This window comes from Ferrovibrio sp., from assembly GCF_019636075.1.
Classification (GTDB): domain Bacteria; phylum Pseudomonadota; class Alphaproteobacteria; order Ferrovibrionales; family Ferrovibrionaceae; genus Ferrovibrio.
The window spans coordinates 41206-66325 of the sequence record NZ_JAHBYG010000007.1 but is presented as its reverse complement, the minus strand read 5'-3'; the positions used below and the strand labels follow the sequence as shown (position 1 = coordinate 66325).

Annotated in this window: 25 protein-coding genes; 14 read left to right on the top strand and 11 right to left on the bottom strand. The window is 64.6% G+C overall.

Annotation, left to right across the window (positions count from 1 at the left end):
• Positions 1-12 precede the first annotated feature (12 nt).
• The 6 genes from KF827_RS05095 to KF827_RS05070 form a co-directional block, all read right to left on the bottom strand.
• The gene (locus KF827_RS05095; RefSeq protein WP_291001269.1) at positions 13-822 is read right to left on the bottom strand and encodes a response regulator transcription factor; all 810 of its coding nucleotides are present in this window, start codon (positions 820-822) and stop codon (positions 13-15) included.
• A 33-nt stretch (positions 823-855) separates the two neighbouring features.
• Entirely contained in the window at positions 856-2121 is a 1266-nt protein-coding gene (locus KF827_RS05090) for a pentapeptide repeat-containing protein (protein ID WP_291001266.1), read from the bottom strand.
• 261 nt (positions 2122-2382) lie between these two features.
• Complete coding sequence (locus KF827_RS05085; protein ID WP_291001263.1) at positions 2383-3759, bottom strand: HAMP domain-containing sensor histidine kinase; 1377 nt, start codon at positions 3757-3759, stop codon at positions 2383-2385.
• Positions 3756-5174 carry a HAMP domain-containing sensor histidine kinase gene (locus KF827_RS05080; RefSeq protein ID WP_291001260.1) on the bottom strand — a complete coding sequence of 473 codons (1419 nt, stop codon included), beginning with the start codon at positions 5172-5174 and terminating at the stop codon, positions 3756-3758. Before KF827_RS05080 ends, KF827_RS05085 begins: the two co-directional genes overlap by 4 nt.
• Before the next feature lie 50 nt (positions 5175-5224).
• On the bottom strand, positions 5225-6037 hold the full coding sequence (locus KF827_RS05075) for an enoyl-CoA hydratase/isomerase family protein (RefSeq protein ID WP_291001257.1): 813 nt from the start codon (positions 6035-6037) through the stop codon (positions 5225-5227).
• A 4-nt stretch (positions 6038-6041) separates the two neighbouring features.
• Positions 6042-6365 carry a carboxymuconolactone decarboxylase family protein gene (locus tag KF827_RS05070; RefSeq protein WP_367273119.1) on the bottom strand — a complete coding sequence of 108 codons (324 nt, stop codon included), beginning with the start codon at positions 6363-6365 and terminating at the stop codon, positions 6042-6044.
• 245 nt (positions 6366-6610) lie between these two features.
• On the opposite strand from KF827_RS05070, the gene KF827_RS05065 reads away from it, so the two are divergent.
• From KF827_RS05065 to KF827_RS05035, 7 genes are all read left to right on the top strand, one after another.
• Positions 6611-7129: a TIGR00645 family protein gene (locus tag KF827_RS05065; protein ID WP_291001254.1), complete on the top strand. Its 519-nt coding sequence runs from the start codon at positions 6611-6613 to the stop codon at positions 7127-7129.
• 5 nt (positions 7130-7134) lie between these two features.
• Positions 7135-8415 carry a hypothetical protein gene (locus KF827_RS05060; RefSeq protein WP_291001251.1) on the top strand — a complete coding sequence of 427 codons (1281 nt, stop codon included), beginning with the start codon at positions 7135-7137 and terminating at the stop codon, positions 8413-8415.
• Positions 8416-8504: 89 nt separating this feature from the next.
• Positions 8505-8723, top strand: a complete 219-nt coding sequence (gene infA, locus KF827_RS05055) for a translation initiation factor IF-1 (protein WP_291001248.1) — start codon at positions 8505-8507, stop codon at positions 8721-8723.
• A 19-nt stretch (positions 8724-8742) separates the two neighbouring features.
• Positions 8743-9408 (top strand): Maf family nucleotide pyrophosphatase, encoded by a 666-nt coding sequence (locus tag KF827_RS05050; RefSeq protein ID WP_291001245.1) that lies wholly within the window; start codon positions 8743-8745, stop codon positions 9406-9408.
• Positions 9409-9414: 6 nt separating this feature from the next.
• Positions 9415-11001: a ribonuclease E/G gene (locus KF827_RS05045; protein WP_291001242.1), complete on the top strand. Its 1587-nt coding sequence runs from the start codon at positions 9415-9417 to the stop codon at positions 10999-11001.
• An 11-nt stretch (positions 11002-11012) separates the two neighbouring features.
• Entirely contained in the window at positions 11013-11240 is a 228-nt protein-coding gene (locus KF827_RS05040) for a DNA gyrase inhibitor YacG (RefSeq protein WP_291001239.1), read from the top strand.
• Positions 11241-11517: 277 nt separating this feature from the next.
• Complete coding sequence (locus KF827_RS05035) at positions 11518-12336, top strand: VacJ family lipoprotein (protein ID WP_291001235.1); 819 nt, start codon at positions 11518-11520, stop codon at positions 12334-12336.
• A 134-nt stretch (positions 12337-12470) separates the two neighbouring features.
• Here the strand turns inward: KF827_RS05035 and KF827_RS05030 are convergent, their stop codons facing one another.
• Together KF827_RS05030 and KF827_RS05025 are read right to left on the bottom strand one after the other, a co-directional pair.
• On the bottom strand, positions 12471-12995 hold the full coding sequence (locus KF827_RS05030; RefSeq protein ID WP_291001230.1) for a GNAT family N-acetyltransferase: 525 nt from the start codon (positions 12993-12995) through the stop codon (positions 12471-12473).
• A 5-nt stretch (positions 12996-13000) separates the two neighbouring features.
• On the bottom strand, positions 13001-13939 hold the full coding sequence (locus KF827_RS05025) for a hydrogen peroxide-inducible genes activator (protein ID WP_291001226.1): 939 nt from the start codon (positions 13937-13939) through the stop codon (positions 13001-13003).
• Positions 13940-14068: 129 nt separating this feature from the next.
• Here KF827_RS05025 and KF827_RS05020 point away from each other — a divergent pair, with 129 nt between their 5' ends.
• From KF827_RS05020 to sugE, 4 genes are all read left to right on the top strand, one after another.
• Positions 14069-14608 (top strand): peroxiredoxin, encoded by a 540-nt coding sequence (locus tag KF827_RS05020; protein ID WP_291001224.1) that lies wholly within the window; start codon positions 14069-14071, stop codon positions 14606-14608.
• Positions 14609-14687: 79 nt separating this feature from the next.
• Positions 14688-15245 (top strand): carboxymuconolactone decarboxylase family protein, encoded by a 558-nt coding sequence (locus tag KF827_RS05015; protein ID WP_291001221.1) that lies wholly within the window; start codon positions 14688-14690, stop codon positions 15243-15245.
• Between the two features lie 253 nt (positions 15246-15498).
• Positions 15499-16482: a PAS domain-containing protein gene (locus KF827_RS05010; protein WP_291001219.1), complete on the top strand. Its 984-nt coding sequence runs from the start codon at positions 15499-15501 to the stop codon at positions 16480-16482.
• 118 nt (positions 16483-16600) lie between these two features.
• Entirely contained in the window at positions 16601-16921 is a 321-nt protein-coding gene (gene sugE, locus KF827_RS05005; protein WP_291001216.1) for a quaternary ammonium compound efflux SMR transporter SugE, read from the top strand.
• Between the two features lie 20 nt (positions 16922-16941).
• Here sugE and KF827_RS05000 read toward each other — a convergent pair whose 3' ends face one another.
• From KF827_RS05000 to KF827_RS04990, 3 genes are all read right to left on the bottom strand, one after another.
• Positions 16942-17382, bottom strand: a complete 441-nt coding sequence (locus KF827_RS05000) for an NfeD family protein (protein WP_291001211.1) — start codon at positions 17380-17382, stop codon at positions 16942-16944.
• Positions 17383-17401: 19 nt separating this feature from the next.
• Positions 17402-18352: an SPFH domain-containing protein gene (locus KF827_RS04995; RefSeq protein WP_291001208.1), complete on the bottom strand. Its 951-nt coding sequence runs from the start codon at positions 18350-18352 to the stop codon at positions 17402-17404.
• Positions 18353-18436: 84 nt separating this feature from the next.
• On the bottom strand, positions 18437-21763 hold the full coding sequence (locus tag KF827_RS04990; protein WP_291001205.1) for a carboxyl transferase domain-containing protein: 3327 nt from the start codon (positions 21761-21763) through the stop codon (positions 18437-18439).
• A gap of 163 nt (positions 21764-21926) precedes the next feature.
• Between KF827_RS04990 and KF827_RS04985 the strand changes: the two genes are divergently transcribed.
• From KF827_RS04985 to KF827_RS04975, 3 genes are all read left to right on the top strand, one after another.
• Positions 21927-22940 carry an NADP-dependent oxidoreductase gene (locus KF827_RS04985; RefSeq protein ID WP_291001201.1) on the top strand — a complete coding sequence of 338 codons (1014 nt, stop codon included), beginning with the start codon at positions 21927-21929 and terminating at the stop codon, positions 22938-22940.
• Between the two features lie 173 nt (positions 22941-23113).
• Complete coding sequence (locus KF827_RS04980; RefSeq protein ID WP_291001199.1) at positions 23114-23887, top strand: ABC transporter substrate-binding protein; 774 nt, start codon at positions 23114-23116, stop codon at positions 23885-23887.
• 430 nt (positions 23888-24317) lie between these two features.
• Positions 24318-25100, top strand: coding sequence for an AfsA-related hotdog domain-containing protein (locus KF827_RS04975; protein ID WP_291001197.1), 783 nt, complete (start codon positions 24318-24320; stop codon positions 25098-25100).
• Positions 25101-25120: the final 20 nt, after the last annotated feature.

Below are 25120 nucleotides of genomic sequence, written 5' to 3'. Positions count from 1 at the left end.
CCGCGCAAGCCGTCACCCCTGCGGCGGGGTTTCCACGCTGCGCACCGGGGCGGCGAAGCTGTAGCCCACGCCATACACCATCTTGATCGGCACATCGCCGCCGGCCACTTCGGCGATCTTGCGGCGCAGGCGGCGCACCAGGGCGTCGATCGAGCGGTCTTCGATCCGCAGGCTGGGACGGGCCAGCATGCGCACGATTTCGTCGCGCGGGCAGGGCTTGCCGGCGCGTTCGATCAGCGCGGTGAGGAAGGCCACTTCGCTGCCGGTCAGCTTCACGACGGCACCGCCCGGGGTGAGCAATTGCCACAGCACCGGCTGGAACTGCCAGGTATCGGCGGCCGGTTCGGCGACAGCGGCTGGGCGGGTGCTTTCCAGCCGGCGCTGCACCGAGCGCAGCGTGGCATCGATTTCGCGCAGCGAGGCATGCTTCACCAGATAGGCATCGGCGCCGCTTTCCAGGCCTTCCACCCGGTCGTCGGCGGCCGAACGCATGGTCAGCATCACAATGCCGCAGGTGGAGCGCGCGCGCAGATCGCGGGCCAGGTCGAAGCCATTGCCATCGGGCAGGTTCACATCCAGCAGCACGATATCCGGGGTGCCCTGTTCGGCCAGGCTGGCGCGGAATTCAGCCGCGCTGGCGCAGCCGAAGGCAGCGTAGTTATGGGCCTCCAGATAATCGACCAAATCCACCCGCAGCGAAGGCTCATCCTCCACCACGCAGATGCGGATACGCGGCTCGGCCGAGGGCTGGGTTGGCGGTTGGGTTTTTGCGATCATGGCATCACTATAGGAAAAACCGTCGGCAATATCGAGACTGTGCACTGATAACCCCCCCGCATTTCCGCCGATCTGCCGTCAAATATCACAGCCGGCGGTGTTGGCGCCATCCAGTTTGATGCCCGAACGCTTGGCATGGCTCAGCCGGCTGCCGCGCAGATCGGCCCGGCTCAGGTCGGCATTGCTCAGATTGGCCGGCCAGGACCGGCCGGTGGATTTGCCGGCGGGATCGCGCAGCGGCACCGGCTCGAACTTGGTGCCGCGCAGCTTGGCGTTGCTGAGATTGGCACCGCTGAAATTGGCGCCATCGGCCACTGCGCCATCCAGGATTGCCTTCATCATCTGGGCGTCCGACAGGTCGGCCAGGGTGAGGTCGGCATCGGCCAGGATGGCATCGCGCAGATCGGCGGCGCGCAGCATGGCGGCCCGCAGGTCGGCGGCACCAAGATCCAGCCCGATCAGCGAGCGGCCGCCCAGATCCAGCCGCTGGCCGCTCTGGCCCGAAGTGTTGATCCACAGGCTATGGGCCTCGATCAGCGGCTTCAGCCATTCCGGCAGCGAGGCGCTGGTGCGGCGGCGGATCGCCCCGTTGAGATTGGCGCCGAAAATATTCGCCTGGCTGAGATCGACATTGCGCAGATTGGCGCCCGAGAGATCGCAGCCCTCGAAATTGGCGCCCGCCACCACCGCGCCGGTCAGCGTAACCTCGCGCAGCTTGGCGCCGGCGAAATCCGCGCCGCTCAGATCCGCCCCGGCGAGATTGACCGCGAACAGGTTGGCACGGGTGAATTTGGCATCGCGCGCCGAAGACAGCTTCATGTTCGCCTGCGACAGATCGGCGCCGCTGAAATCGGCGCGATCGATCTGCACATTCGACAGGTTGGTGACGCGGTCTTCGTTCTGCTCGCGGCCATCCTTCCAGCGCACGATCTGGCCCGGCCGCAGATCGGCATCGCGCAGCACCGCATCGGTGAGTTTCACGCTCATCAGGTTGGCGCCGCGCAGATCGGCGCGCACCAGGCTCACGCCGGCTAGGTCGCTGTTCTGGAAATCGGTGCCGAACAGATCGGCGGCATCGCAGCGGCAGCCGCGCAGCATGGCATTGGTGAGCATGCTGCCGGCCAGCACGGCGCCGCGCAGATCGAGATTCTGCGCCGAAAGCCCATTGAGATCGGTGGAGCGCAGAATCATGCGCTGCGCCTTGGGCAGATTCGCGGTGAAGCGGGCATGCAAAGCCGCGGCCTGCAGGAAAGCGCGGATACTGGGATTGGCATTCAGCGTTTCGGCGGCACCCGTATCCGGGCCCGTATTCCCGCCATGCTGCGCCTTGCCGTCCATCGACATACGATTCCGCCGTAAGTTGCAGCTTTGCAGCCTAAGTCGCTACGGAGCAGACGCATTTTTTGCGCCCCTACTGCTACAAGAGATAGAATTAGAACCTATCCACCGCAAGAGAGAATGCTCGCTTCGGTGTCGATTATCACACCGATAGAATGGCTTTGCCGGCAATTCGCCGGGTCCGCGCCTGAATTCGCGCGCTTCCGTAATATTTTATCAAAATTGACCCGGCATATAGCGCATAGGAAGCTGCGCTTCGCGCCTGGATCAATGCGCCGGTCTGGGCAACCAGAGGATTATCTTCTGGCTGCCATCGGCATTGGCGCGCACCGAGAAACGACCTTTCTGCGCCTGCATCAGCCGCGCCGCGCTGGACAGTTGGAAACGCCCCGCCTCGGCATCGCGCAGATCGAAGCTGAGGGTGAGGCCGCCGGCTTCCGGCGCGATTTCGATCCGTGCCGGCGGACCGCGCCAGCTATCGGGCGACAACGCCAGATCCACCGCATAGGCCAGCGCCGGCCGCAGCAATTCGGGATCGCCCAAGACACGCGGCGGCGGCTCGATGAAAGGCAGCGCTGCCATCATCTCGAGATCCTCGGGCGGCAATTCGCGCAGGATCTGGCGCAGGAAATCCAGCGGCGCCAACACTTCCTGGCGCGGCACGCTGTCGCCGCGCAGCAAGCGCTCCTCGGTGAGAAAGCCATCGATCAACAGCCGCAGGCGACGCACCGCGCTGCGCATGATACGCAAGGTGCGGCGCGGCGGCGCGGTGGCGGGGCGCATCTCGGGCGGCAGTTTCATCACCATCAATTCTGCGGCGCGGTCCACGATGGCCAACGGCGTGCGGAATTCATGGCCCACCATGTCGAGGAAGTCGCGCTGCTCGCGCCGTGCCGTGCTTTCCTGCGCCAGTGCCACGGTAAGTTCGTTCTGCAACCGCCCGCGCAGCGCGGCTTCCTCCTGCAATGTTTCGTATTGCTCGGTCAGTTCGATGCCGATACGGGCGCCGATCAGACCGATCACGCCGATGAAAAAGAAGATCGCGTAGAGAATCAGTTCCAGGAACCACAGGCCTTGCAGCGGCGCGGGCACCAACGGCGTGCCGCGCAGCAGCATCGCCAGGCCATCGCAACCGCGCAGGGCCTGCACCAGACAATGAAATATGTTGAGGCCGCCAAGCTGCCAGACCACCGCGCGCTGCACGTTCTTGGCGCGCAGGCAGTCGCGTGCCATCACAAAAGCGAAATAGCCGCTGAACAACCCGGCCAGCAGCGACAGCATGCCGCCCTGATCCAGCGGCAGCAGCATATATAGCGGCCAGACCGGCAGCGCCGCCAGAAAGCCCGCCTGGGGCAGCCATGGCCGGGTTTTCTGCCCCAGCATGGCCGACAGCGCCAGGCTGGATAGCGCCAGCCCGCCGATGCCGAGATAATTCGACAGCACCACCGAATACCAGCCGCTCCATTCGCCGCGCGTGGAAACCAGCGCCATCGCCGGCAACAGCAGCAGCGAACCCGATACCGCCAGCCTTATGCCCGGCAGGCGCGGCAGCATGCGCCAGATCAACAGCCAGCCCATCACCTGCAACAACAGCATGCAGCCGAGCACCACCACCAACGTGCGGGTATCCACCAGATTGCTCATGCCGCGCCATCCAGGTCTGCAAGCGCCGATAGCAGCGGCAGGCGCACGGTGATGCGGGTGCCTTCATTGGGCTTGCTCTGGATATCGAAATGGCCACCATGCAGTTGGATCTGCCGGCCGGCGCCATACAGGCCCAGGCCGGTGCCCGGCACGCCGGCGGCATTGCTGGCACGATAGAACCGGCGCCCCACCGCACTGAGTTCGCGTTCGGGAATGCCGATGCCATGATCGCGCACCGTCACCACCGCCTCGTCGCCCTCGCGCCGCAGCGTTACATCCACCGCGCGGTCGGTGGGCGAATATTTCAGCGCATTGTCGAACAGGTTGCCGAACACCACGCCCAGCATGGCGGCATCGCCAGCCACCACCAGATCGGGTTCGGCCAGGCTGAGTTGCAGCCGCTGTTCCGCCCGCGGTTGCGCCTGGCTGGTCGCCTGCTGCCGCAGCAGCGCGCCGATCGCCACGGCATCCTGGCGGATTTCCATAGTGCCGCTGGCGAGTTTTTCATCCAGCAGGAAGGTATCGATCAACAGCCGCAGGCGGCGCACCGCATCGGCCACCGCATCCAGGCGCGGCTGGATCACCGGCTGCTCGCCGATCTGGCCGCGCAATTCCTGCCCGGCATCGGAAATCGTCTGCAATGGCCGCTGGAATTCGCGGCCGATCAAGCCGATGAATTGCCGCTGTTCGCGCCGCATGCCGGATTCGCGCATCAGCGCTTCCGACAGCGTTTGCTGCAAGTGCCGGCGGTCGGCCACTTCCTCCGCCAGTTTAAGATTGCGTTCGGCCAGATCCACCGCCAGCCGCCCGCCCAGCAACACCGAGAAAGACACCGCCACCGCGATGCCGGCGAGCAGAATTTCCAGCACCCAGAAGGATTGCCCGCTGCTGGAGGCCATGAAATCGCCGAACACCGGTTCATGCGCCGTCATCACCGCACGCACCAGCGACAAACCGGCATGGATGCCATACACCGTCGATAGCGGGCCGCGCACCGCCAGGGTAAGCCGGTCGGCCCCCAGGATCACCCAGCACATGGCGCTGTATTGTATGGTGGACATGCAGGAGGAAACGGTGACGCGCAAGCCCAGATTGGTGGGATCGGTGGCCATCCAGTAGCTCCACAGCACCGCCACCAGCGGCACCGGAAACCAGGCCATGAAAAGCGGGCGCGGGCGTTCCAGCAGATCGGCAATCCCCATGATCATGAAGGCATGGCCCAGCACCACGCCGACATTGCCCACCGTGATCGACAGCATGTCGGGGATCGTGCCGCGCAGGATGTAAAGCAGGAAGGCAGCCGCCAATATGTAGATGCCGCAGGTCCATAGCCCGAGGCCGGGAATGGAGCGGTTGCTGCGCCACATCAGCATCCAGGCAATCGCCTGCACCACCGTGACCACGAAGGTGATCACGAACAGCGTGCGGATATCCAGCAGGGCGAACAGCGATGCCTCCGATCGCTCTACAACGGCGCGGTCTTGGCGAAGGATGGCGGGCGTTTCTCGCGATGCGAGGCCAGGCCTTCGCGCACATCGGGCCCGCGGAAGCCGAGCATTTCCAGCGCCAGCGAGGTATCGAAGCCCGGGCCGGCCATGCGCAGCCAGCTGTTGAGCGCATATTTGGTCCAGCGCAGCGCGGTGGGCGAACCATTGGCCAGCCGGGTGGCAACCTCCAGCGCCTTGGGCCGCAGATCGGCCTCCTCGGTGCAGAGCGCCACCAGGCCGATACGCTCGGCTTCCTCGCCGCTCACCGGCTCGCAGAGCAGCAGATGGTATTTCGCCTTCGCCATGCCGCAGAGCAGCGGCCAGATGATGGCGGCATGATCGCCGGCCGCCACGCCCAGCCTGGTATGGCCATCGATGATGCGGGCGCTTTTCGCCGCGATGGGAATATCCGCCAGCAGACCGGCCACCAGGCCGGCGCCCACCGCCGGGCCATGCATGGCGGATACGATCGGCTTGGAGCAGTTGATCACGTTGTAAACCAGATCGCGGGCTTCCTTCCAAACCCGGGTGAGGGCATCGAAATCCTGTGTCATATCCTCGATCAGCGAAAAATCGCCGCCGGCCGAGAAGCCCTTGCCGGCGCCGCGCAGGATCACCGCCGCCACATCGGGATCGGCATCGATATCGCGCCACACCTCGGCCAGTTCGCGGTGCAGGTCATGGCCGGCGGTGCTCAGGCGGCCATCGTCGCGGCCCATGATCACTTCCAACACGCGGTCGGCCGGGCGTTCGAAACGCAGGCTGCCATAAGCGGCGTAACGGTCGGTCATGATGTTACACCTTATCGGCAGCGGCAGCCGGGGCGGCAACCGGTGCAGCAACCGGGGCCAGCAGATCGGCGGCTTCCACGGCGCGGGCGGAATAAACCAGCGCGGCGCCGGCATTCACTGCAATCGCCACGCCCAGGGCTTCGGCGATTTCGCCTTCGGTGGCGCCGGCTTTACGCGCAGCGGCGGTATGCACCGCGATGCAGCCATCGCAGCGCGCGGTAACCGCAACGCCCAGCGCAATCAATTCGCGCACCTTCTCGCCCAGATTGCCGGTCTGCTTGCCGGATTTGGCCAAGGCACGATAGGCGGCCATCATCTCCGGGTTCATTTCGCCCAGCTTGCCCACCGCCGTGCCCAGGCCCTTACGATAGGCTGTCCAATCCTGCATGCTCATCGCCGTCTCCCTTGCCTTATGCTTGTTCAATCCGGGTGCGGGAGTGTGGCAGACAGGCCGGGCTCTGGTCTATGCCCCAATGCTTGGCTAGATTGCGCCGGGCCGGCCCGGACACGAGGTTTGAACGGGCCGCCATTGCCGCCTGCCTCATCAGATGAAAATCCCAATCGGAAAAAACCATGGAACACATGCTGGAACGCGTGATCTTCGCCAGCCGCTGGCTGCTGGCCCCCTTCTATCTGGGGCTCTGCCTGGCATTGGTTCTGCTGCTGGTGAAGTTCGGCCAGGAATTGCTGCATGTGGCGCCCGCCGTGCTGACCATGAGCGAGAGCGACGTGGTGCTGTCGATCCTGGCATTGATCGACCTGTCGCTGGCCGGCAATCTGCTGTTGCTGGTGATCTTCTCCGGCTATGAGAATTTCGTTTCCAAGATCGATGTGGGCAACCACAAGGATCGGCCCGACTGGATGGGCAAGGTGGATTATTCCGGCCTCAAGCTGAAGCTGCTGGCTTCCATCGTGGCGATTTCGGCGATCCAGCTGTTGCGCGCCTTCATGAACATCAAGTCGATGACCAACGAAGAACTGGCCTGGCTGGTGGGCATCCATATGTGCTTCGTGCTGTCGGGCGTGCTGCTGGCGCTGATGGACCGGCTGACCGAATCCAGCCACAAGCCTGCCAAAGCGGAAAAACACTAAAAGCCATGCGGCGCGCCGGATCCTTTGCCATCTGGCCGCGATCCGCATTGGTCCTGCCGTTGCTGCTGCTGCCGTTGCTGCTGCTGCTGGTGCTGGCCGGCTGCGCCACGCCGCCGGCGCCGCCGCCCTGGCGCGACAGCCCGGCGGCTGTTGCCGACCAGCATCGCAACGGCCTGCCCCATACCGACCGGCTGGGCCAACCGCGCCGGCAGCTCGATCCGGTGCGCTCGTTTTTTCCGCTGATCCTCGACAATGCCATGGTGGATTACAGCCGCGGCCTGCGCTTCGGTTTCGCCGCCGCCTATGAAGCCGGCTTCAACGCCGTGTCGCCATGGTCTGGCCAGCCGCGCAACGCAGCCCTTGCTGCCGCCGCCGGATCGCGGCTGCTGCTGGCGCTGAATCCCGAGGAAGCCGCTGCCGCACGCGCGGAAGACGGCGCCGACCTGCAAGCCCTGCTGGATGCCCGCACGGTGCGGCTGGTGCGCATCATGCCGTTCAGCGCGCGCGGCCCGGAAGCGTCCAGCCCCGCCGATATCGCCAGCCCGGCCGATATAGACAGCGCCCTGAACGCCTTGCGCCAGGCAGTGGCGCAACGGCCCAACGATCCGGCCTGGAGCGTATTGCAGGCCTTTGCCGCGCCGGCCATCGGCCTGCGGCTGCCCAGCAGCGCCGAGGCCCGGGCGCTGGCTTATGGTGCACTGATCGGTGGCGCCAGCGGGCTGATCTGGCTGGGCGAGGATTCCTATGTTTCGCGCAGCGGCGGCGCCCTGGGCATCGGACCGGCGCTGCCGCTGGATTACGGCGTGCAATTGCCGGAATCCGAGCAAGGCCCGCCCTTCAAGCCCGAGCCGGCGCAGGTGGGCCAGGCCCGCGCGCTGTGGCAGACCGTGGCACGGCTGAACCGCGAGATCGAGCGGCTGAGCCCGGCTTTGCTGAGCCCGACAGCCCAGACTCCACCCCGGGCAGAGCTTTTGCCCCTGGATGACGGCCCGCCCCTGGCGGAGGGCGAAACCCCGATCCGCCTGCTGCTGAAACAGCAGGACGGAGTGCAGCCCGGGGGACAGATCGGGGGGCAGATCGGGGGGCAGATCGGGGGGCATCTCACCCTACTGGCGGCCAATCTGAGCCACCGGCCCTGGCGGCTGCGTATCAGCCTGCCAGGCGGCATAAAGCGCCTGGAACGCTGGTTCGATACCGACCCGGCGCCGGCGCTAAATGCCGGAAACCGGCAATTTGAAGAGGATTTTCCGCCACTTGGGGTGCGCGTCTACCGCCTGACGCCATAATTCATGTCCCTTGCTTTTCCGGCCGCTTGGACGCATGTTCTGGCCCCGGATCGACCCAATCCCGATAAATCGCATACCAAAGAGGCCGAATGGCGAAGGAAGAATTATTGGAGTTTCCCGGCGTGGTGCACGAATTGCTGCCCAACGCGCATTTCCGCGTGACGCTGGAGAATGGCCACGAAGTGTTGGCGCATACCTCGGGCAAGATGCGCAAGAACCGTATCCGCGTGCTGGCTGGCGACAAGGTGATGGTGGAGATGACTCCCTACGACCTCACCAAGGGCCGCATCACTTTCCGCTTCAAGTAAGCCCTCGCGGGCCTGGCTGATGACGGGCGCGCCCGGATTGTTGCCTGAACTGATCCTGGCCTCAGCTTCGCCGCGCCGCCTGGCCCTGCTGCAGCAGATCGGCCTGCAGCCGACCCGACTCCTCGCCACCGATATCGACGAAACGCCCTTGAAGGGCGAGTTGCCGGCTGCGCTGGCCAAGCGCCTGGCCGCCGGCAAGGCGCACGCTGCCGCCGGTACGACCCTGGCTGCCGCCGGCACGCCGGAGATCGCTGCCGCCAGCCTGATCCTGGCCGCCGATACCGTGGTGGCGCTGGGCCGCCGCATCCTGCCGAAAGCCGAAACCGCCGCCGAAGTGGTGCAATGCCTGAGCCTGCTTTCGGGCCGCCGGCATCGGGTGATCACCGGGCTATGCCTGCTGGGCCCGGCCGATGCCACGGGCCGCCGCAAGCCGCATCAGCGCCTGGTGATCAGCCAATTGCGCTTCAAACGCCTTACCAAGGCCGAGATCGCCGCCTATGCCGCCTGCGGCGAGGGCCAGGGCAAGGCCGGCGGCTATGCCATCCAGGGCCGTGCCGCGCAATTCGTGGCCTGGCTGCAGGGCAGCCATTCCAACGTGGTGGGCCTGCCGCTGTTCGAAACCGCCGCCTTGCTGGCCGGCATCGGTTATCCCTTATGGCAACCGACTGAATCTGCGGTTATATAGAACCGTATGGCGAATGAATTGCTGATCGATGTCGGCCTCACCGAAACCCGCGTTGCGCTGGTGGAGAATGACCGGCTGGTGCATCTGGACCTGGAACGCCCCAACCGCGACACCGCGCTGGGCGCCATTTTCCTGGGCCGGGTGCGGCTGATCGAGCCGGGTTTGCAGGCCGCCTATATCGATATCGGCCTGACGCGCGACGGTTTCCTCAATACATCCGACCTGCCGCCGGATCCGCTGGCCGGTCCCGACAATCCGAAAGGCCGCCCGATCGAGCAGCGCCTGCATGAAGGCGAAGCCATCCTGGTGCAGGTGATCCGCGACCCGGTGGGCGAAAAGGGCGTGAAACTCACCGGCCAGCCCAACCTGCCCGGCCGTTTCATTTCGCTGACCCCCTGGGACAGCCGGGTGCGGGTTTCGCGCCGCATCGCCGAGGATGCCGAACGCATGCGGCTGGCCGCCATCATGCAGAGCCTGCTGGCATTGACCGACAAGCTGCCGGTGCAGGTGACCACGCGGGTGCAGCGCCGCCTGGGTGATCGCAGGGAGGGCGAACGCCGGGTGGGCAATGTAGCCGTGGCGCTGGATCGCCGCGATGGCAAGAAGGGCAAGCCGATGGGCTGCCTGGTGGATTACGCCGCCGAGGGCGCCGACCAGGAGGTGCTGGCCGCCGACCTGGACCGCCTGCGGGCACGCTGGATCGCCATCGAGGAACGCCGCGCCAAGGCCACGGCGCCGGCCGAGCTGTGGCGCGAAATGGGCCCGGTGGGCCGCGCCCTGCGCAACCATGTGGGCGCCAAGCTGGACTATATCCGGGTGAATGACGCGCGCGGCTTCGCCGAGGCGCGGGCCTGGCTGTTCGAGCATGCGCCCGAACTGGTGGCCAGGCTGGAACGCCATGATCCGCCCGAGCCTTTGTTCGACCTGTTCGAGATCGAACACGATATCGACCGCGCGCTGTCGAAACGCGTGGCCCTGCCCTCTGGCGGCGCCATCGTGTTCGGCGAAACCGAGGCATTGACCGCCATCGATGTGGATGCCGGTTCGGCAGCCCGCAATCGCGGCGATTTCGACGAGATGGCGATCAAGGTGAACCTGGAAGCCGCAGAGGAAATCGCGCGCCAATTGCGGCTGCGCGGCATCGGCGGCATCGTGGTGATCGACTTCCTGCATATGGACAGCGCCGCCTTCCGCGCCCGCGCGGTGAATGCCCTGCGCAAGGCGCTGGCCGACGATCCGGCGCCGGTGAAGGTGCTGGGCATGTCGGCATTGGGCCTGGTGGAGATGACCCGCAAGCGCATCGGCGAACCGCTGGGCACGCGGCTGTTCGATCCCTGCCCCTCATGCGATGGCGATGGCCGCATCCCCTCGCTGCCCAGCGTGCAGGCCGAATTGCTGCGCCGGGCGCAATCCGAGGTGAATTCCAGCCCGCGCGGCACCGCATTCCGCATCACCTGCGCCCCCGATGTGGCCGCCCTGTTCGATGCCGTGTTGCTGGATCAGTTGCAACGCCGGCTGGGCGCCCGTTTCAGCGTGCAGGCCGAGGCCGGCCGCAAGCGCGAGGCCTTCAGTATCGACCGCCAGCAGGCTTGAGGGCGCTCCGCATGGCCAAACTTTGCCCGATCTGCGCCAAGCCGCTGGACCTTAAGAATTCCGGGGCCGGCGAATCAGCCCCGTTCTGCTCGCGCCGCTGTGCCGATGTGGACCTGCACCGCTGGTTGTCGGAAAGCTACGCCATTCCCGTCGTTGAACATGAAGACGAGGATGGCGACAACCCCGCTCTGGCGAGCCCTCCTTCACCCGGCCGGAAGGCCGACCCGGCGCTGCATTAAGCTCCCCCGAAAGAGGGATAAGCAGCGGAAAATGTGTTGCTTTTTTGCACCATACAGGGCAAAAAGCGGCAGGCTTCCACCGCCGCCATGGCTCTGCATGCAAGGCTGCGGTAATTTCCCCTGCACGATTTCGGCTTGCCAGCCCCCGGTAGCCGCCGGGTAAGCTTGAGGGCCGCAGCTTAGTGATGCTGCTGAGTACGAGTAATACTGCCCGCGTAGAACAGTACCGCCCGCGTAGAACAGTACCGCCCGCGTAGAACAAAGAGGTTTCAGCCCCATGAACGGCGTGTCCCGAGTTTCCGGCTGGAAGAGCCTGGGCGTTGCCTGCCTGTTGTCCGTCGGTCTGCTGGCCGGTTGCGCCTCCGCGCCGGCCGATCCGCAGGCCCGCGCCGCTGCCGAGGCGATCAACGATCCGCTCGAGCCGTTCAACCGCGCGATGCTGGAATTCAACAAGATCGTCGATCATTTCGTGCTCAAGCCGGTGATGCTGGTCTACCAGATCGTGCCGCCGCCGGTGCGCGATGGTGTGCATAGCGCGCTGGAAAACCTGCGCAGCCCGGTGGTTCTGGCCAACGACCTGCTGCAGGGCGAGACCGAGCGTGCCGGCAACACCGTCAGCCGCTTCGCGATCAATTCCACCGTGGGCCTGCTGGGCTTCTGGGATGCCGCCGACAAGTGGTTCGGCATCCAGGGCCATTCGGAAGATTTCGGCCAGACCCTGGCCAGCTGGGGCGTGGCTGAAGGCCCCTATCTGGTGCTGCCGCTGGTCGGCCCGTCCAATCCGCGCGATGCCTTCGGCCTGGCGGTGGATTCGGCCGCCGATCCGCTGAACTGGTATCTGCGCAACATCGACGAGGATGAGTGGATTTACACCCGCCTCGGCCTCACCGTGATCGACAGCCGCACCGAGGTGGGCGACACCCTGGATGCGCTGGAACGCACTTCGCTGGATTTCTACGCCTCGCTGCGCACCATCTATCGCCAGCGCCGCGCCGATGAAATCCGCAACCGTACGCCGACCCAGAAGCCGGTGGCGCCGAGCATCAGCATGGCCGCCAAGCCGGACAACGAGATCGAGAAAAAGGCTGCACAGTAAGCCTTCCGAACTCATCGCCTTGCAAAAGCCCGGTAGCGATACCGGGCTTTTTCTTTGCCCGCATCGCCCTCCAAGCGTCATACCCCGCCGTCATGCCCGGACTTGTTCCGGGCATCCATGGTTCAGCTGCCCACTCATTCGCCGGGCAGTGTGAGCCAGCTTGCATCGGCCTGTTGTGCCAGGGCCTGGATGGCCGGGCGGCGCATGCGGTAAGGCAGCCAGGATTGCCGTTCGTCTTTCATATGGGTGATATCGAGGCGGTGATAGAAATCCCGCGTGGGATTCCAATCCAGCACATTCAGATCCACGCGCGGGCAGCCGCGTTTCTCCGCGATGGCAGCGATGGCGGTGATCAGCTTGCGCCCCAGGCCGTGGCCGCGTGCATCGGGCAGCACGAACAGGTCTTCGATGAACAGGCCGGCGCGGCCTTCCCAGGTGGAGTAATTGTAGAGATAGAGCGCAAAGCCCACCGGCCGGCCATCCAGCTCTGCGATCAGCGCCTCGAAGCGGCGTTCGGGGCCGAAGCCATCGCGCAGCACATCGGCCTCGGTGATCTTCACGCTGCTCATCGGCTCGTGTTCGTATTCGGCCAGGCCACGCACCAGGGCAACGATGGTGGCGGCATCTTCCGCCGAAGCCGGGCGCACGGTTGCTTGCATGATCTTCATCCTTCGGTTTTTTGAATCTTCTGTTTGCTCATCGCCGCCAGCAAGGCCTCGCCGAACAGCTTGAACTCGCTAGCACGCTGGGTGCCGGCACGCCAGGCCAGGCCGATGGTGCGCGACGGCGGATTCTTCGCCGCCGGCTCGACCAGCGGCCGCGTCACCACATTGGTGCCGCGCAGGATGCCGGCATCCAGCGCCAGATCTGGCAGCAGGGTTACGCCCAGGCCGTTATCCACCATCTGCACCAGGGTGTGCAGGCTGGTGGCGGCCAGGCTTTCCGGCTTGGCCGGGCGCGGCAGATGGCAGGCATCCAGCGCATGGTCGCGCAGGCAATGGCCATCTTCCAACAGCAGCAGGCTTTCCTGCGCCAGCGCCGGCAGCGCCACCTTGCCGCGCCCGGCCAATGGATGCTCCTTGCGGCAGGCAAAGCGGAAAGCATCGGGAAACAGCGGCCAGGTTTGCACCGCCGCCGCCTCGATCGGCAACGCCAACAACAGCAGATCCAGCTTGCCGGCCTGCAATTGCTCGACCAGCCGTTCGGTCAGGTCTTCCCGCAGATACAGCTTCAGCTTGGGCAACTTGCGCCGCAAAGCCGGCAGCACGCGCGGCAGCAGGAACGGGCTGACCGTGGGGATCACGCCAAGATGCAGCGGTCCGGCCAGCGGCTCGGACTGGGTGCGCGCCAGCAGCACCATCTCCTCGGCCTGGCGCAGCAGATCGGCGGCCTTGGCGGCCATGGCCTGGCCCAGCGGGGTCAGCACGGTCTTGCGCCGCGTGCGATCCACCAAGGCCGCGCCGAGCAGGCTTTCCAGCTCCTGGATGCCGGCCGACAGCGTGGATTGCGTGACATTGCAGGCCAGCGCCGCGCGGCCGAAATGCCGGCTTTCGGCCAGGGCGGTGAGATAGCGCAATTGCCGGGGGGTGGGGAGATTTATCATCGATTTTATCGATTAGAGTGACAGGAATTATCCGTTTGATCGATTAGATAACGCTGCCTATCTTGCCGGTCAAGGGAGTTGATCCCCCAGCCCCAGACCGAAAAAAACCCTGATCAGGAGATGAGACTTATGCTTACCATTGGCGACGCTTTCCCGGCCTTCAACCTCAAGGCCGTGGTATCCACCGATCCGGCCAAGGCTTTCACCGATATTTCCAATGCCTCCAATGCCGGCAAATGGAAGGTCGTGTTCTTCTGGCCGAAGGACTTCACCTTCGTCTGCCCGACCGAGATTGCCGCTTTCGGCAAGCTGAACGGCGATTTCAACGACCGCGACACCGTGGTCTATGGCGTTTCCACCGACAGCGAATTCGTGCATCTGGCCTGGCGCCAGAATCATGCCGACCTGAAGGATCTGCCCTTCCCGATGCTGGCCGATATCAAGCGCGAGCTGAGCCAGAATCTGGGCGTGCTGGACAAGAATGAAGGCGTGGCCCTGCGCGCCACCTTCATCGTCGATCCGGAAGGCGTGATCCGCTTCGTGTCGGTGAACGATCTTTCGGTGGGCCGCAACCCGGCCGAAGTGCTGCGTGTGCTCGACGCGCTGCAGACCGACGAACTCTGCCCCTGCAACTGGCAGAAGGGCGATGCCGTTCTGAAGGCCGCTTAAGCCGCAACCAGCGGTGCCTGCCCCGCGCCATTCATGGCCGGGGCAGGAATCCGCCCAGCGCGATTTCCGGAGGATTATCATGTCGCTTGAGACTTTGAAGAATGCCCTGCCCGACTATGCCCGCGATCTGAAGCTGAACCTGTCCAGCCTGGCCACCGAAGCCAGCCTGACCCAGCAGCAGCGCGCCGGCACTTTCGTGGCCAGCGCACTCGCCTCGCGCAATGCCGCCACCATCCAGGCGATCGTTGCCGAATTCGGCCCGCAGCTTTCCGCCGAGGCGCTGACCGCCGCCAAGGCCGCCGCCGCCATCATGGGCATGAACAACATCTATTACCGCTTCGTGCATCTGATGGGCGACAGCAGCTACAAGACCATGCCGGCCAAGCTGCGCATGAACGTGATCGGCAAGCCCGGCGTGGAAAAGGCCGATTTCGAATTGTGGTCGCTGGCCGTATCCGCTGTGAATGGCTGCGGCATGTGCATCGAGGCGCATGAGCATGAATTGCGCAAGGCAGACCTGAGCGCCGATGCGATCCAGGCCGCCATCCGCATCGCCGCCACCGTGCATGCGGTGGCCGCCACCGTTGAAGGCGAAGCGGCGCTTGCCGGCGTGGAAATCGCACAAGTCGCGGCTTGATCTCCGTCTATTCAACCACAACGCAACCGCCGCCCTCGGATTCAATCCGCGGCGGCGGTTTTTTTGCTGCCTGGTTCGTCTGCTTGTTTTTATGACGAGACCGTGATCGCAAAACCCCCGGTCCGCACCACCGCCCTGGCTTGACGGGCCAAGCCGCGCTGGCCCCAATACGCCCATGAGCATAACGCCACAGGATAGCGGCTCACAAAATCGGGATGCTGAGCCGGGACCGCTTTTCCACCCTGCCGTAGACATGTTGTTCTGCGACAGGCCCGAGAACGTGGATGCGCTGATCGGCTTGCCCAACCTGCGGCGCCTGCTGGCCGAATGGCTGCACCACCGCAACAGCCTGGGGCGCATTCCCGGCCGCGCGCAATTTCCGCCGGAGGCGCTGCGCTATATCCTGGGCAATCTGTTTCTGATGGAAATCGAAGGCGAAGGCGAGGCGGCGCGTTATCGCTATCGCATCTTCGGCAGCAACTTCATCGACGGGCGCGGCTACGATCTCACCGGCCGCTATCTGGATGAGCATCCCGACGAACATGCCGCGCTGCATGCCCGCCACGCCTATCGCATCATGCAGCACAAGCCCTATGCCATGCTGGGGCGCCGCACCATCCTCGACACATACGGCCTGCCGCTGCAATTGGAAGTGCTGGTGCTGCCGCTGGCCGATGAGCAGGGCCGCATCCGCTATTTTCTCGGCGGGCAATATCATTCCCGCATCCCGGTGGATCAAGCCAATCAGCGACGCGGCGAGGCCAGCTATGCCTGCGCCCCGGCAGCCATCCTGCTGGAGGAATGCGCCAGCGATCCCGATTTGCGCCGCTTGCTGATGGATTGGGAAAACTGGCGCGGCGACCGCCATATGCCATCGCGCAACGATTTCCGGCCCGAGACGCTGGGCTATCTGCTGGGTCGGCTGATGCTGCTGGATCTGGAACCGGGCGAGCCGCCGCGTCTGCGCTTTCGCCTGGTGGGCAGCGACATCGTGCAGAATCGCGGCTTCGATCTCACCGGCCGGTTGCTTGAGGAGCATCCCGATCCCGCTTTCGCCAAAACCGCGCCGGCCATCTATGCCCAGGTGCTGGCAACCCGCCAGCCGCTCTGGGTCAGCCTCAACCTGGCCAGCGAGATCGGCCTGCCCTATCGGCTGGAAGCGCTGATCCTCCCGCTATCCAGCGATGGCGAAACCATCGACAAGGTGTTGAGCGCGCAGGTGAGCTACAGCCCCTGATCGGGCTTGATTCCGCCGGCGTTTGACGCCATATCAAAACCAGCCGGGACGACCCGGCTGCTCCCCCCTATTCCCCGGCCGGGACGACCCGGTCATCACTCGATTGCGGAGGCACGCGATGGCGTGGCTGATTCTGTTCGTGGCCGGTCTGGCCGAAACCGGCTGGGCCGTGGGCCTGAAATACACCGAGGGCTTTTCCAGACTCTGGCCCAGCGTTTTCACCGTGGCGGCAATGATCGTCAGCTTCTGGCTGCTGGCCTGGGCGCTGAAAACCCTGCCGCTGGGCACCGCCTATGCGGTGTGGACCGGCATCGGCACCATCGGCACGGTGATCCTGGGCATCGCGCTGTTCGGCGAAAGCGCCGACTGGCTGCGGCTCGGCTGCATCGCGCTGATCGTGGCCGGCATTGCCGGGCTGAAACTGGCTACGCCGGCCTGATGATCAAGACAGCCTGACGATCAAACCGGCCTGACGATCAACAGCGCGCCCTCGGCGGCTTCCACCACCACGTTGCTGCCGGCGGGCAGATCGGGGCCGCTGACCGGCCAGACCGTGTCGCCCAGCCGCATCTCGCCACGACCGTTGCGCAGGTCGGTTTCCAGCACGCCGCGCTGGCCGATCAGCCGCGCGCTGCCGATATTCACCGGCGCATCGGCTTCGTCCTTGGGGCGGCGGCGGCGCCAGATCATCGCGGCGGCCAGCCAGGCTGCGCCCAGCCCGGCGAAGATCAACACCTGCCAACCTTCCGCCAGACCGGGCAGCAGAAACAGCAGCCCGGCCATGCAGGCCGCCGACAGCGCGAACCAGATCAGCACCGCGCCGGGCACGATGATTTCAAGCACGCCCAGGATGGCCGCCAGAACCAGCCAATGCCAGGGTTGCAGATCGGGCAGGGTCATCGTTTCATTCTCCGGGCGCTCACTCGGCCTTGTTGCCCCAGGGGCCGGTCTTCTTCGCGGCCGCCTGCGCATCCTTGGCCAATTCGGCAATGCCGGCCAGCGAGGAAATCACGCCGGTGGCTTCCATCGGCATCAGCACCAGTTTCTGGTTCGGGCTGGCGGCCAGGGTGCCGAAAGCCTCCACGTATTTCTGCGCCACGAAATAATTCAGCGCCGCCACATTGCCCTCGCCGATCGCCGCACTCACCACCGCCGTGGCCTTGGCTTCCGCTTCCGCCAGGCGCTCGCGCGCTTCGGCATCGCGCTTGGCGGCTTCCAGCCGGCCTTCGGCATCCAGCACGGCAGCCTGCTTCTCGCCCTCGGCGCGCAGGATGGCGGATTGCTTGGCGCCTTCGGCAGTGAGGATTTCCGCGCGCTTTTCGCGTTCGGCGGTCATCTGCTTGGCCATCGCATCGAGCAGATGCTGCGGCGGCTGGATATTGCGCAATTCGATGCGCGTGGCCTTGATGCCCCAGGCCAACGTGGCCTGATCCACCACGCTGAGCAGGCGGCGATTGATCTGGTCGCGCTGCGACAGCACTTCGTCCAGGTCCATCGCGCCGATCACCGAACGCACATTGGTCATCGCCAGGCTGGACAAGGCGAAAACCAGATTCTCCACTTCATAGGCCGCCTTCACCGGTTCCAGCACCTGGAAGAACACCACGCCGTCGGCGGTGACGGTGGCGTTGTCGCGGGTGATGACTTCCTGGCTGGGAATATCCAGCACGGTTTCCATCAGCGACAGCTTGCGGCCGATGCGGTCGATATAGGGGATGATGACGGAAAGCCCCGGCGTGAGGGTGCGGACATATTTGCCCAGGCGTTCCACGGTCCATTGCTGGCCCTGCGGCACGGTTTTCACGCCGGCGAATATCGTGGCCAGCACAATGGCCAGAATGACCAAGGATATAATCAGACCAACCGACATGCCCGCCTCCCCGCAATGGCTGTTTCAAGCATCACATTGCTATGGCCGCATGAAAATACAACGGCCGGCCATGAATAATTCGATCTACCAGGTATCCACGAAGCGCCGCGTGCCGCCTTGCAAGGCATCGGGCGGCAGCGCGCGCAGGCCACGGATAATCCAGCTGCGGCTTTCGGCCGGGTCGATCACCGCGTCGATCTCCAGGAAAGACGCCATGCTGGTGGCCTTGCCCTGTTCGTATTGCTTCTCCAGCAATTTCCGGTACAGCGCTTCGCGCGCCGCATCGTCAGGCGCGGCTTCCAGTTCCTTGCGATAGCCCAGCCGCACCGCGCCTTCCAGGCCCATGCCGCCGAATTCGCCGGTGGGCCAGCTTGCGGTGAAAACCGAGGCATGGAACCCGCCGCCGGTCATCGCCATGGCGCCCAGCCCATAGCCCTTGCGCAGCACCAGCGCGAAGATCGGCACATCGATATTGGCGCCCACCACGAACATGCGGCTGACATGGCGCACCTGTGCCTTGGTTTCGATCTCCGGCCCCACCATGAAGCCGGGCGTATCGCAGAGCGACAGGATCGGCAGGCCATGCATGGCGCAAAGCTGCAGGAAGCGCGCTGCCTTGTCGGCTGCGTCGGCATCGATGGCGCCGCCCAGATGGCGCGGATCGTTGGCGATCAGGCCCATCGGCCGGCCTTCGATGCGGATCAGCGCCGTAACCATGCCACAGCCGAAATCGCGGCGCAGTTCCAGCACCGAATCCGTATCCGCCAGAGCATCGATCACCGCGCGGATATCGTATACCCGCAGGCGGTTTTCCGGGATCAGGCCGCGCAGCAGGCGCGGGTCGCCGGCCTGCCAGTCGCTGCGCGCACCCTGGAAATAGCTCAGATATTTTTTGGCCACGCTGACCGCCTCGGCCTCGTCGCGCACCGCGATATCCACCACGCCATTCTTGCGCTGCACGGAAACCGGGCCCACTGCCTCGGGCGGATACACGCCAAGCCCACCGCCTTCGATCATCGCCGGGCCGCCCATGCCGATATTGGCATCTTGCGTGGCGATGATGGTGTCGCAGCAACCCAGCAAGGCCGCGTTGCCGGCAAAGCAGCGCCCGGCCACGATGCCGAGCAACGGCACATCGCCGCTCAATTGCGCGAAGCGGCGAAAGCTGTGCAAATCCAGCCCGGCCGGCGTATTGGCATCGGTATCGCCGGGCCTGCCGCCGCCGCCTTCCGCGAACAGCACCGTGGGCAGGCGCAAATGCAGAGCCACATCCAACATGCGATCCAGCTTCTTGTGGCCCATCATGCCCTGGGTGCCGGCCAGTACGGTGAAATCATAGGCCATCACCGCGCAGCGGGCCGCCTGTTCAGGGTAGGCATCGCCATTCACCGCGCCGATGCCGCAGATGAAGCCATCGGCCGGCGTGTTGCGCATCAGGTCGTCGAGGTCTCGCCGCCGGCGCTGCGCCGCCACGGCCAGCGCGCCGTATTCGATGAAACTGCCCTCGTCGCACAAGGCTGCGATATTTTCGCGTGCCGTGCGCATATCCTTGCCATGGCGCCGCGCCACGGCTTCTGGCCGCGCGGCATCCGATGTGAGCGCATGGCGTGCGATCACCTCGCTCAGATCGGGCCGGATATGATCGGGATCGAAACCGGCCGCTGCCGCATCGGCGGCTGCGGCAGATTCATCCACCGCGATCAGCAGCACGGCTTCGCCCTCGCGCGCTACATCGCCGGACTGCAACAGAATCGCGCGCAGCACGCCGCCCTGGCTTGCCGTGAGCGCATGCTCCATCTTCATGGCTTCCAGCACCGCCACCACCTGGCCCTTGGCCACGGGCTGGCCGGCTGCGATCGGCAAGGCTGCCAGCTTGCCCTGCAATGGCGCCAGCACGGCGATGCAGCCATCGGGGATGCAGCCATCGGGGATGGCAATGTTTTGCAGCGGCGCGGTGTCCTCGGCCTGCGGTATTGCCGCCAGCGCTGCATGCAGCGGCGCTGGATCCGGCGCGGTCAGCAACGCGGCCAGATGGCGCTCCACGAAACCGGTATCCATGCCGCCGGCCAGGATGCGCGGGTGGCGCAGCAAGGCGCCGAGCAATGCCATGTTATGCGCCACGCCTGCGATGCGGGTTTCGCGCAAGGCCCGCAAAGCCTTGGCGGCCAGCGCGGAAAAATCCTCGGCATCGCTATGCACGATCAGCTTGGCCAGCAGCGAATCATACGCGCCGCTCACCCGATAGCCGGCATGGGCGGCGCTGTCCACGCGGATGCCGCGCCCGGCCGCCGGCTCGAACACGCCGATCCGCCCGGCCGCCGGCTTGATGCCGCCATCGGGCAGCAGGGTTTCGGCATTGATGCGCAGCTGCATCGCCATGCCGCGCGGAATCACCGCCTGCTGCGGCGCCAAACCGAGATCGGCAAGGCTGGCGCCGGCGGCGATATGCAGTTGCAGCGCCACCAGATCGAGTCCGGTGATGGCTTCGGTCACCGTATGCTCCACCTGCAGGCGCGGATTGGCCTCGATGAAAGCATGGCTGCCATCGGCGCCGACCAGGAATTCAACCGTGCCCAGGCCGCGATAGCGCAGCGCGGCGGCCATGGTGAGGGCATCTTCGATCAGCCGGGCGCGCAAGGCCGGGTCCAATCCAGGGGCCGGCGCGATCTCGATCAGCTTCTGGCGCTGGCGCTGCAGGCTGCATTCGCGCTCCCACAGATGATTCACCGCGCCGCTGCCATCGCCCAGCACCTGCACTTCTATATGGCGCGCACCCGGCATCAGGCGTTCCACATACAGCGCGCCATCGCCGAACGCCTTGCGCGCTTCAGCGGCGCACAGGATATAAGCCGGCTCCAGTTCGGCCACGCCATATACCGGCCGCATGCCGCGCCCGCCGCCGCCGGCCCGCGCCTTCACCATCACGGCGCCGCCCGGCCCGAGCGATTCCAGAAACAGCAAGGCTTCCGCAAGGCTGGTGCCCTGCGGTGTGTCGCCTGCGGTGCCGGCCAGCAGCGGCACGCCGCATTGCTGCGCCAGCAAGCGGGCGCGCGCCTTGTCGCCGAGGATATCCAACTGCTCCGGCGCAGGACCGACGAAGATCAGCCCCGCCGCCGCGCAGGCCCGCGCGAAGCCGGCATGTTCGGACAGAAAACCATAGCCCGGATGCACCGCCTGGGCGCCCGCAGCCTTGGCCGCCGCGATGATTGCCGCGCTATCCAGATAGGCGCTAACGCCGTTGCCCGGCAATGCAACGGCGCGATCGGCCTTCAATGCGTGATTGGGACGCTGGCCGCCCTCGGCCTCGTCGGCGGCATGGATGGCAATGCTTTCGATCCCCAATTCGGCGGCGCTGCGCGCGATGCGGATGGCAATCTCGCCGCGATTGGCAATCAGCAGGGTTCTGAACATGCATCCTCCCGGGTCTTGCGCCGATTGTCGTGGAGCGTGGCAGGCATGGTCAATGCCCCTGGCATATTGCCGTGGCGGCAAGCGCCGGTTCGCCAAGAGACTTGCCTTACCGCCATCGCTGTGGGCATGACTAATCCCAGGCAGCAGCAGCGGGATGGCGGAGATGACGGATACGACACGGCTGGTGGTTCTGGCGCGCCGCCCGGATGGCGCCCCCAGGCCTGACGATTTCCGCATCGAGACGCGGCCATTGCCGCCGCTGGGCGAAGGCATGGTGCTGGTGGCGGCCCGCTTCATTCCGGTCAGTCCGGCCTTGCGGACACGGCTGGATGGCAATGCCAGTTTCGCGCCGCCATTGGCGCCCGATGATCCCATCGAGGGCAACGGCGTGGGCATAGTGCTGGCGTCGCGCAGCCCGGATTTCGCCGCTGGCGATTGGGTGAGCGGCAATCTCGGCTGGCGCGAGGCGCATGCGCTGCCGGCGGCGGCGCTGCGCAAGCTGAATGTGTCTCGCCTGGCACCGGAATTATATGCCGGCATCCTCGGCAGCGCGGGACTGACCGCGTATTTCGGCCTCACCGCTTATGGCGACGTGAAACCGAATGAAACCGTGCTGATCTCATCGGCGGCCGGCGGCGTTGGTTCGGCGGCGGGGCAGATTGCCGGCATTCTCGGTGCGCGCGCCATCGGCATTGCCGGCGGCGCGGAAAAATGCGCATGGCTGACCGGCGATCTCGGCTTTGCCGGCGCCATCGACCACACGCGTGAAGCCGATCTCACCGCGGCCATCCGTGGGCTCTGCCCCGATGGGATCGACATAATGTTCGATAATGTGGGCAATGCGCTGATCGATGCCGTGCTGCCCTGCATGCGCATGAATGGCCGCGTGCTGCTTTGCGGCCAGGTGGGCGACTATAATCTCGCGCCCGGCATGCGTCATGGAATCACGCAAACCGGATTCGTGATCACGCGCCGGTTGCGCTTGCTTGGCGTTGCCTCGCATGCGCATCATGGCGAATATGACAAAGCGATTACACAGCTTGGCGATTGGATTTTGCAGGGCCGTTTGAAACATCGCGAGGATATGCGCGACGGCCTGGAAGCATTGCCCACGGCTTTCGCCGATTTGTTCGCACACAGCAACAGGATCGGACGCATTATCGCACGGATACATTGAATAACGTGCGGTTTATGGAGCCTTCTTTATGTGGTTTGCATAATTACTACGCGGTCGGGACAATTTCATTGTCTTGCCATGTTTATTGATTACACTATGCGCATTCCACGTATCAGAAACACATCGCACGTATCAGAAATACATTTTGCGGAGGAAGCTGGAGCATGCGCTGCATGCCGATATTGCGCGCTATGTCTGTCGTTGTTTTTGTCGCGCTGTCGCTTCCGGCTTTTGCGCTTGATATCCGCTTTGGGTATGGCGACCACGATGTTTCTCCGTATTTCCTCGGCAACGGGCCGGAACTGCCGGAGAAGCCTGGCCTGTCGGTGGAGTTGGTGCGCGATTGCACCATAGCCGTGGGTGCGAAGCCGGTTTTCATCCGCTTGCCGGTGCGCCGTCTGCATGAGGAAGTGCGCGCCGGCCAGCTCGATGCCATGCTTGGCCTCACCTTCACGCCCGAGCGTACCGAATATCTGGCCTATCCGATGCAGGATGGCAAACCCGATGCCAGCCGGCGCGGCGCCACGATCAGCTACATGCTGTATCGCCTGCGCGGCAATCCCGTGGCCTGGAACGGCAAAAGCATCACCGGCCTGAATGGCCCGCTGGGCGTGAATTCCGGTTTCGTGATGGCCAATACCTTGCGCGCGCGCGGCGTGGATGTTGAAGAGGTGCAATACGACCGCCAGCTTTTCCCCATGTTGGAGCGCGGCCGTGTGGGCGCCGTGGCCACGCTGGAGAATATCGGCGACTATTACATCGAACGCAGCAACAGCAGCGGACGGATCGAAAAGCTGCAGCCGCCGTTGGCCACCGGCGATTACTACATCGCCACCTCGCGGCAATTCTTCGAGGCCAATGGCCCGCTGGTGAACCGTTTCTGGGATTGCCTGGCGCGCGAACGCGAGCGGCTCTATGCCGCGCTGGCATCGAAATACCTCGATTGATCACTTGCTGCGGCGAAATGCCGCGGCACGTTTCCACCCAACGTATAAATTCTTCTTTTGATTGTGATGCGATGCCGCCTCACGATTCGAGGGGTTGTGTCTAAAATTCTTCTGAAATGAACAATTTAACCGGATTGCAGATTGTCTCGCCGGCGGTTTGACGCAATGCAGCACGCCTTTTTGTTGTAGGAGCGCAAATCAATAAGAGTATTTCTATTTTTCCAAACCACTTACTGACGATGCCAATAAGTGTCATCAAATTCACCTTCTGGTATAGGGCGCGGGCTGTTACAGCGCCGTGACAACGGGATTACCGCAGCCGCACCCGGCAGCTAACTCTTTGTGCACTCTTTCCCTTTTAGGTTTGCCTCGTGGCCTGCGCAGAACCCGCAGGCCTTGGCTGGGTAGTATCACGAAGAGGGATTCAGAGATGCGCGAACAAATTATGCTCGTAGTAAGCGATAAGTTCTCGGCATTCTGTGCCGGAAAAGACGCGATCACCATTTCGCAATTGCGGCAATGGCTGAGCGGAGAACAGACCCCGCTTTTCAGCCAGGGCCGCATGGTGCTGGTGCCGGGCCAGGGGTTGGGCGACGACATGGTGGCGGAGATTCTGGATATGGCGCCCCGGGCGCCCAATGCCGGGCTGTATGATTTCGGCCCCTGGTATAACCGCCCGAAGCGCGCCAGCAGCCATCTGAGCCACAAGCAGGATCCGCATAACACGCTGATCTCGGAACCCCGGCAAATCGCCGAGGATGTATTCGAGATGCATCTGATGATCGACGAGCGCGGCGAATTGATGCGCGACCATCAAAGCGGCCAGCATGTGCAGGGCATGATCCTGATCGAGGCGGCCCGCCAGGGCCCGATGGCGGTGACGGAAGCCTTCTACCTGCCGAAGGACCGCAAGTTCTCCTTCGTCTTCAACGATATGAACATCAAGTATAACCGCTTCGCCTTCCCGCTGGATGCGCGGCTGCGCTACACCGTGCGCGAAAAGGAAACCCGCAAGGGCAGCCGCTTCCGCTTTGCCGGCGATCTCGCGGTGGAGCAGACCGGCGTGCAGGCTGCCTTCTTCAGCTTTTCCTTCTCGATCTTCGAGGCCGGGCTGGTCAGCCGCCAGGAAGGCATGCAGGCGATGGAAGCCCTGCAGGGCGGCCTGGCCGCACAGCGCGGCGCGGAAGCCGGCGATCTGGCCGCAGTAGCTTAAGCAGTGGCTTGAATCGCAGC

Bases quoted from the DNA above. Each gene is read 5' to 3' on its own strand.
- KF827_RS05090 (WP_291001266.1), bottom strand. From the start codon at position 2,121: ATGTCGATGGACGGCAAGGCGCAGCATGGCGGGAATACGGGCCCGGAT.
- KF827_RS05085 (WP_291001263.1), bottom strand. From the start codon at position 3,759: ATGAGCAATCTGGTGGATACCCGCACGTTGGTGGTGGTGCTCGGCTGC.
- KF827_RS05075 (WP_291001257.1), bottom strand. From the start codon at position 6,037: ATGACCGACCGTTACGCCGCTTATGGCAGCCTGCGTTTCGAACGCCCG.
- KF827_RS05070 (WP_367273119.1), bottom strand. From the start codon at position 6,365: ATGAACCCGGAGATGATGGCCGCCTATCGTGCCTTGGCCAAATCCGGC.
- KF827_RS05065 (WP_291001254.1), top strand. From the start codon at position 6,611: ATGGAACACATGCTGGAACGCGTGATCTTCGCCAGCCGCTGGCTGCTG.
- KF827_RS05060 (WP_291001251.1), top strand. From the start codon at position 7,135: ATGCGGCGCGCCGGATCCTTTGCCATCTGGCCGCGATCCGCATTGGTC.
- infA (WP_291001248.1), top strand. From the start codon at position 8,505: ATGGCGAAGGAAGAATTATTGGAGTTTCCCGGCGTGGTGCACGAATTG.
- KF827_RS05050 (WP_291001245.1), top strand. From the start codon at position 8,743: ATGACGGGCGCGCCCGGATTGTTGCCTGAACTGATCCTGGCCTCAGCT.
- KF827_RS05045 (WP_291001242.1), top strand. From the start codon at position 9,415: ATGGCGAATGAATTGCTGATCGATGTCGGCCTCACCGAAACCCGCGTT.
- KF827_RS05040 (WP_291001239.1), top strand. From the start codon at position 11,013: ATGGCCAAACTTTGCCCGATCTGCGCCAAGCCGCTGGACCTTAAGAAT.
- KF827_RS05035 (WP_291001235.1), top strand. From the start codon at position 11,518: ATGAACGGCGTGTCCCGAGTTTCCGGCTGGAAGAGCCTGGGCGTTGCC.
- KF827_RS05030 (WP_291001230.1), bottom strand. From the start codon at position 12,995: ATGCAAGCAACCGTGCGCCCGGCTTCGGCGGAAGATGCCGCCACCATC.
- KF827_RS05025 (WP_291001226.1), bottom strand. From the start codon at position 13,939: ATGATAAATCTCCCCACCCCCCGGCAATTGCGCTATCTCACCGCCCTG.
- KF827_RS05020 (WP_291001224.1), top strand. From the start codon at position 14,069: ATGCTTACCATTGGCGACGCTTTCCCGGCCTTCAACCTCAAGGCCGTG.
- KF827_RS05015 (WP_291001221.1), top strand. From the start codon at position 14,688: ATGTCGCTTGAGACTTTGAAGAATGCCCTGCCCGACTATGCCCGCGAT.
- KF827_RS05010 (WP_291001219.1), top strand. From the start codon at position 15,499: ATGTTGTTCTGCGACAGGCCCGAGAACGTGGATGCGCTGATCGGCTTG.
- sugE (WP_291001216.1), top strand. From the start codon at position 16,601: ATGGCGTGGCTGATTCTGTTCGTGGCCGGTCTGGCCGAAACCGGCTGG.
- KF827_RS05000 (WP_291001211.1), bottom strand. From the start codon at position 17,382: ATGACCCTGCCCGATCTGCAACCCTGGCATTGGCTGGTTCTGGCGGCC.
- KF827_RS04995 (WP_291001208.1), bottom strand. From the start codon at position 18,352: ATGTCGGTTGGTCTGATTATATCCTTGGTCATTCTGGCCATTGTGCTG.
- KF827_RS04990 (WP_291001205.1), bottom strand. From the start codon at position 21,763: ATGTTCAGAACCCTGCTGATTGCCAATCGCGGCGAGATTGCCATCCGC.
- KF827_RS04985 (WP_291001201.1), top strand. From the start codon at position 21,927: ATGACGGATACGACACGGCTGGTGGTTCTGGCGCGCCGCCCGGATGGC.
- KF827_RS04980 (WP_291001199.1), top strand. From the start codon at position 23,114: ATGCCGATATTGCGCGCTATGTCTGTCGTTGTTTTTGTCGCGCTGTCG.
- KF827_RS04975 (WP_291001197.1), top strand. From the start codon at position 24,318: ATGCGCGAACAAATTATGCTCGTAGTAAGCGATAAGTTCTCGGCATTC.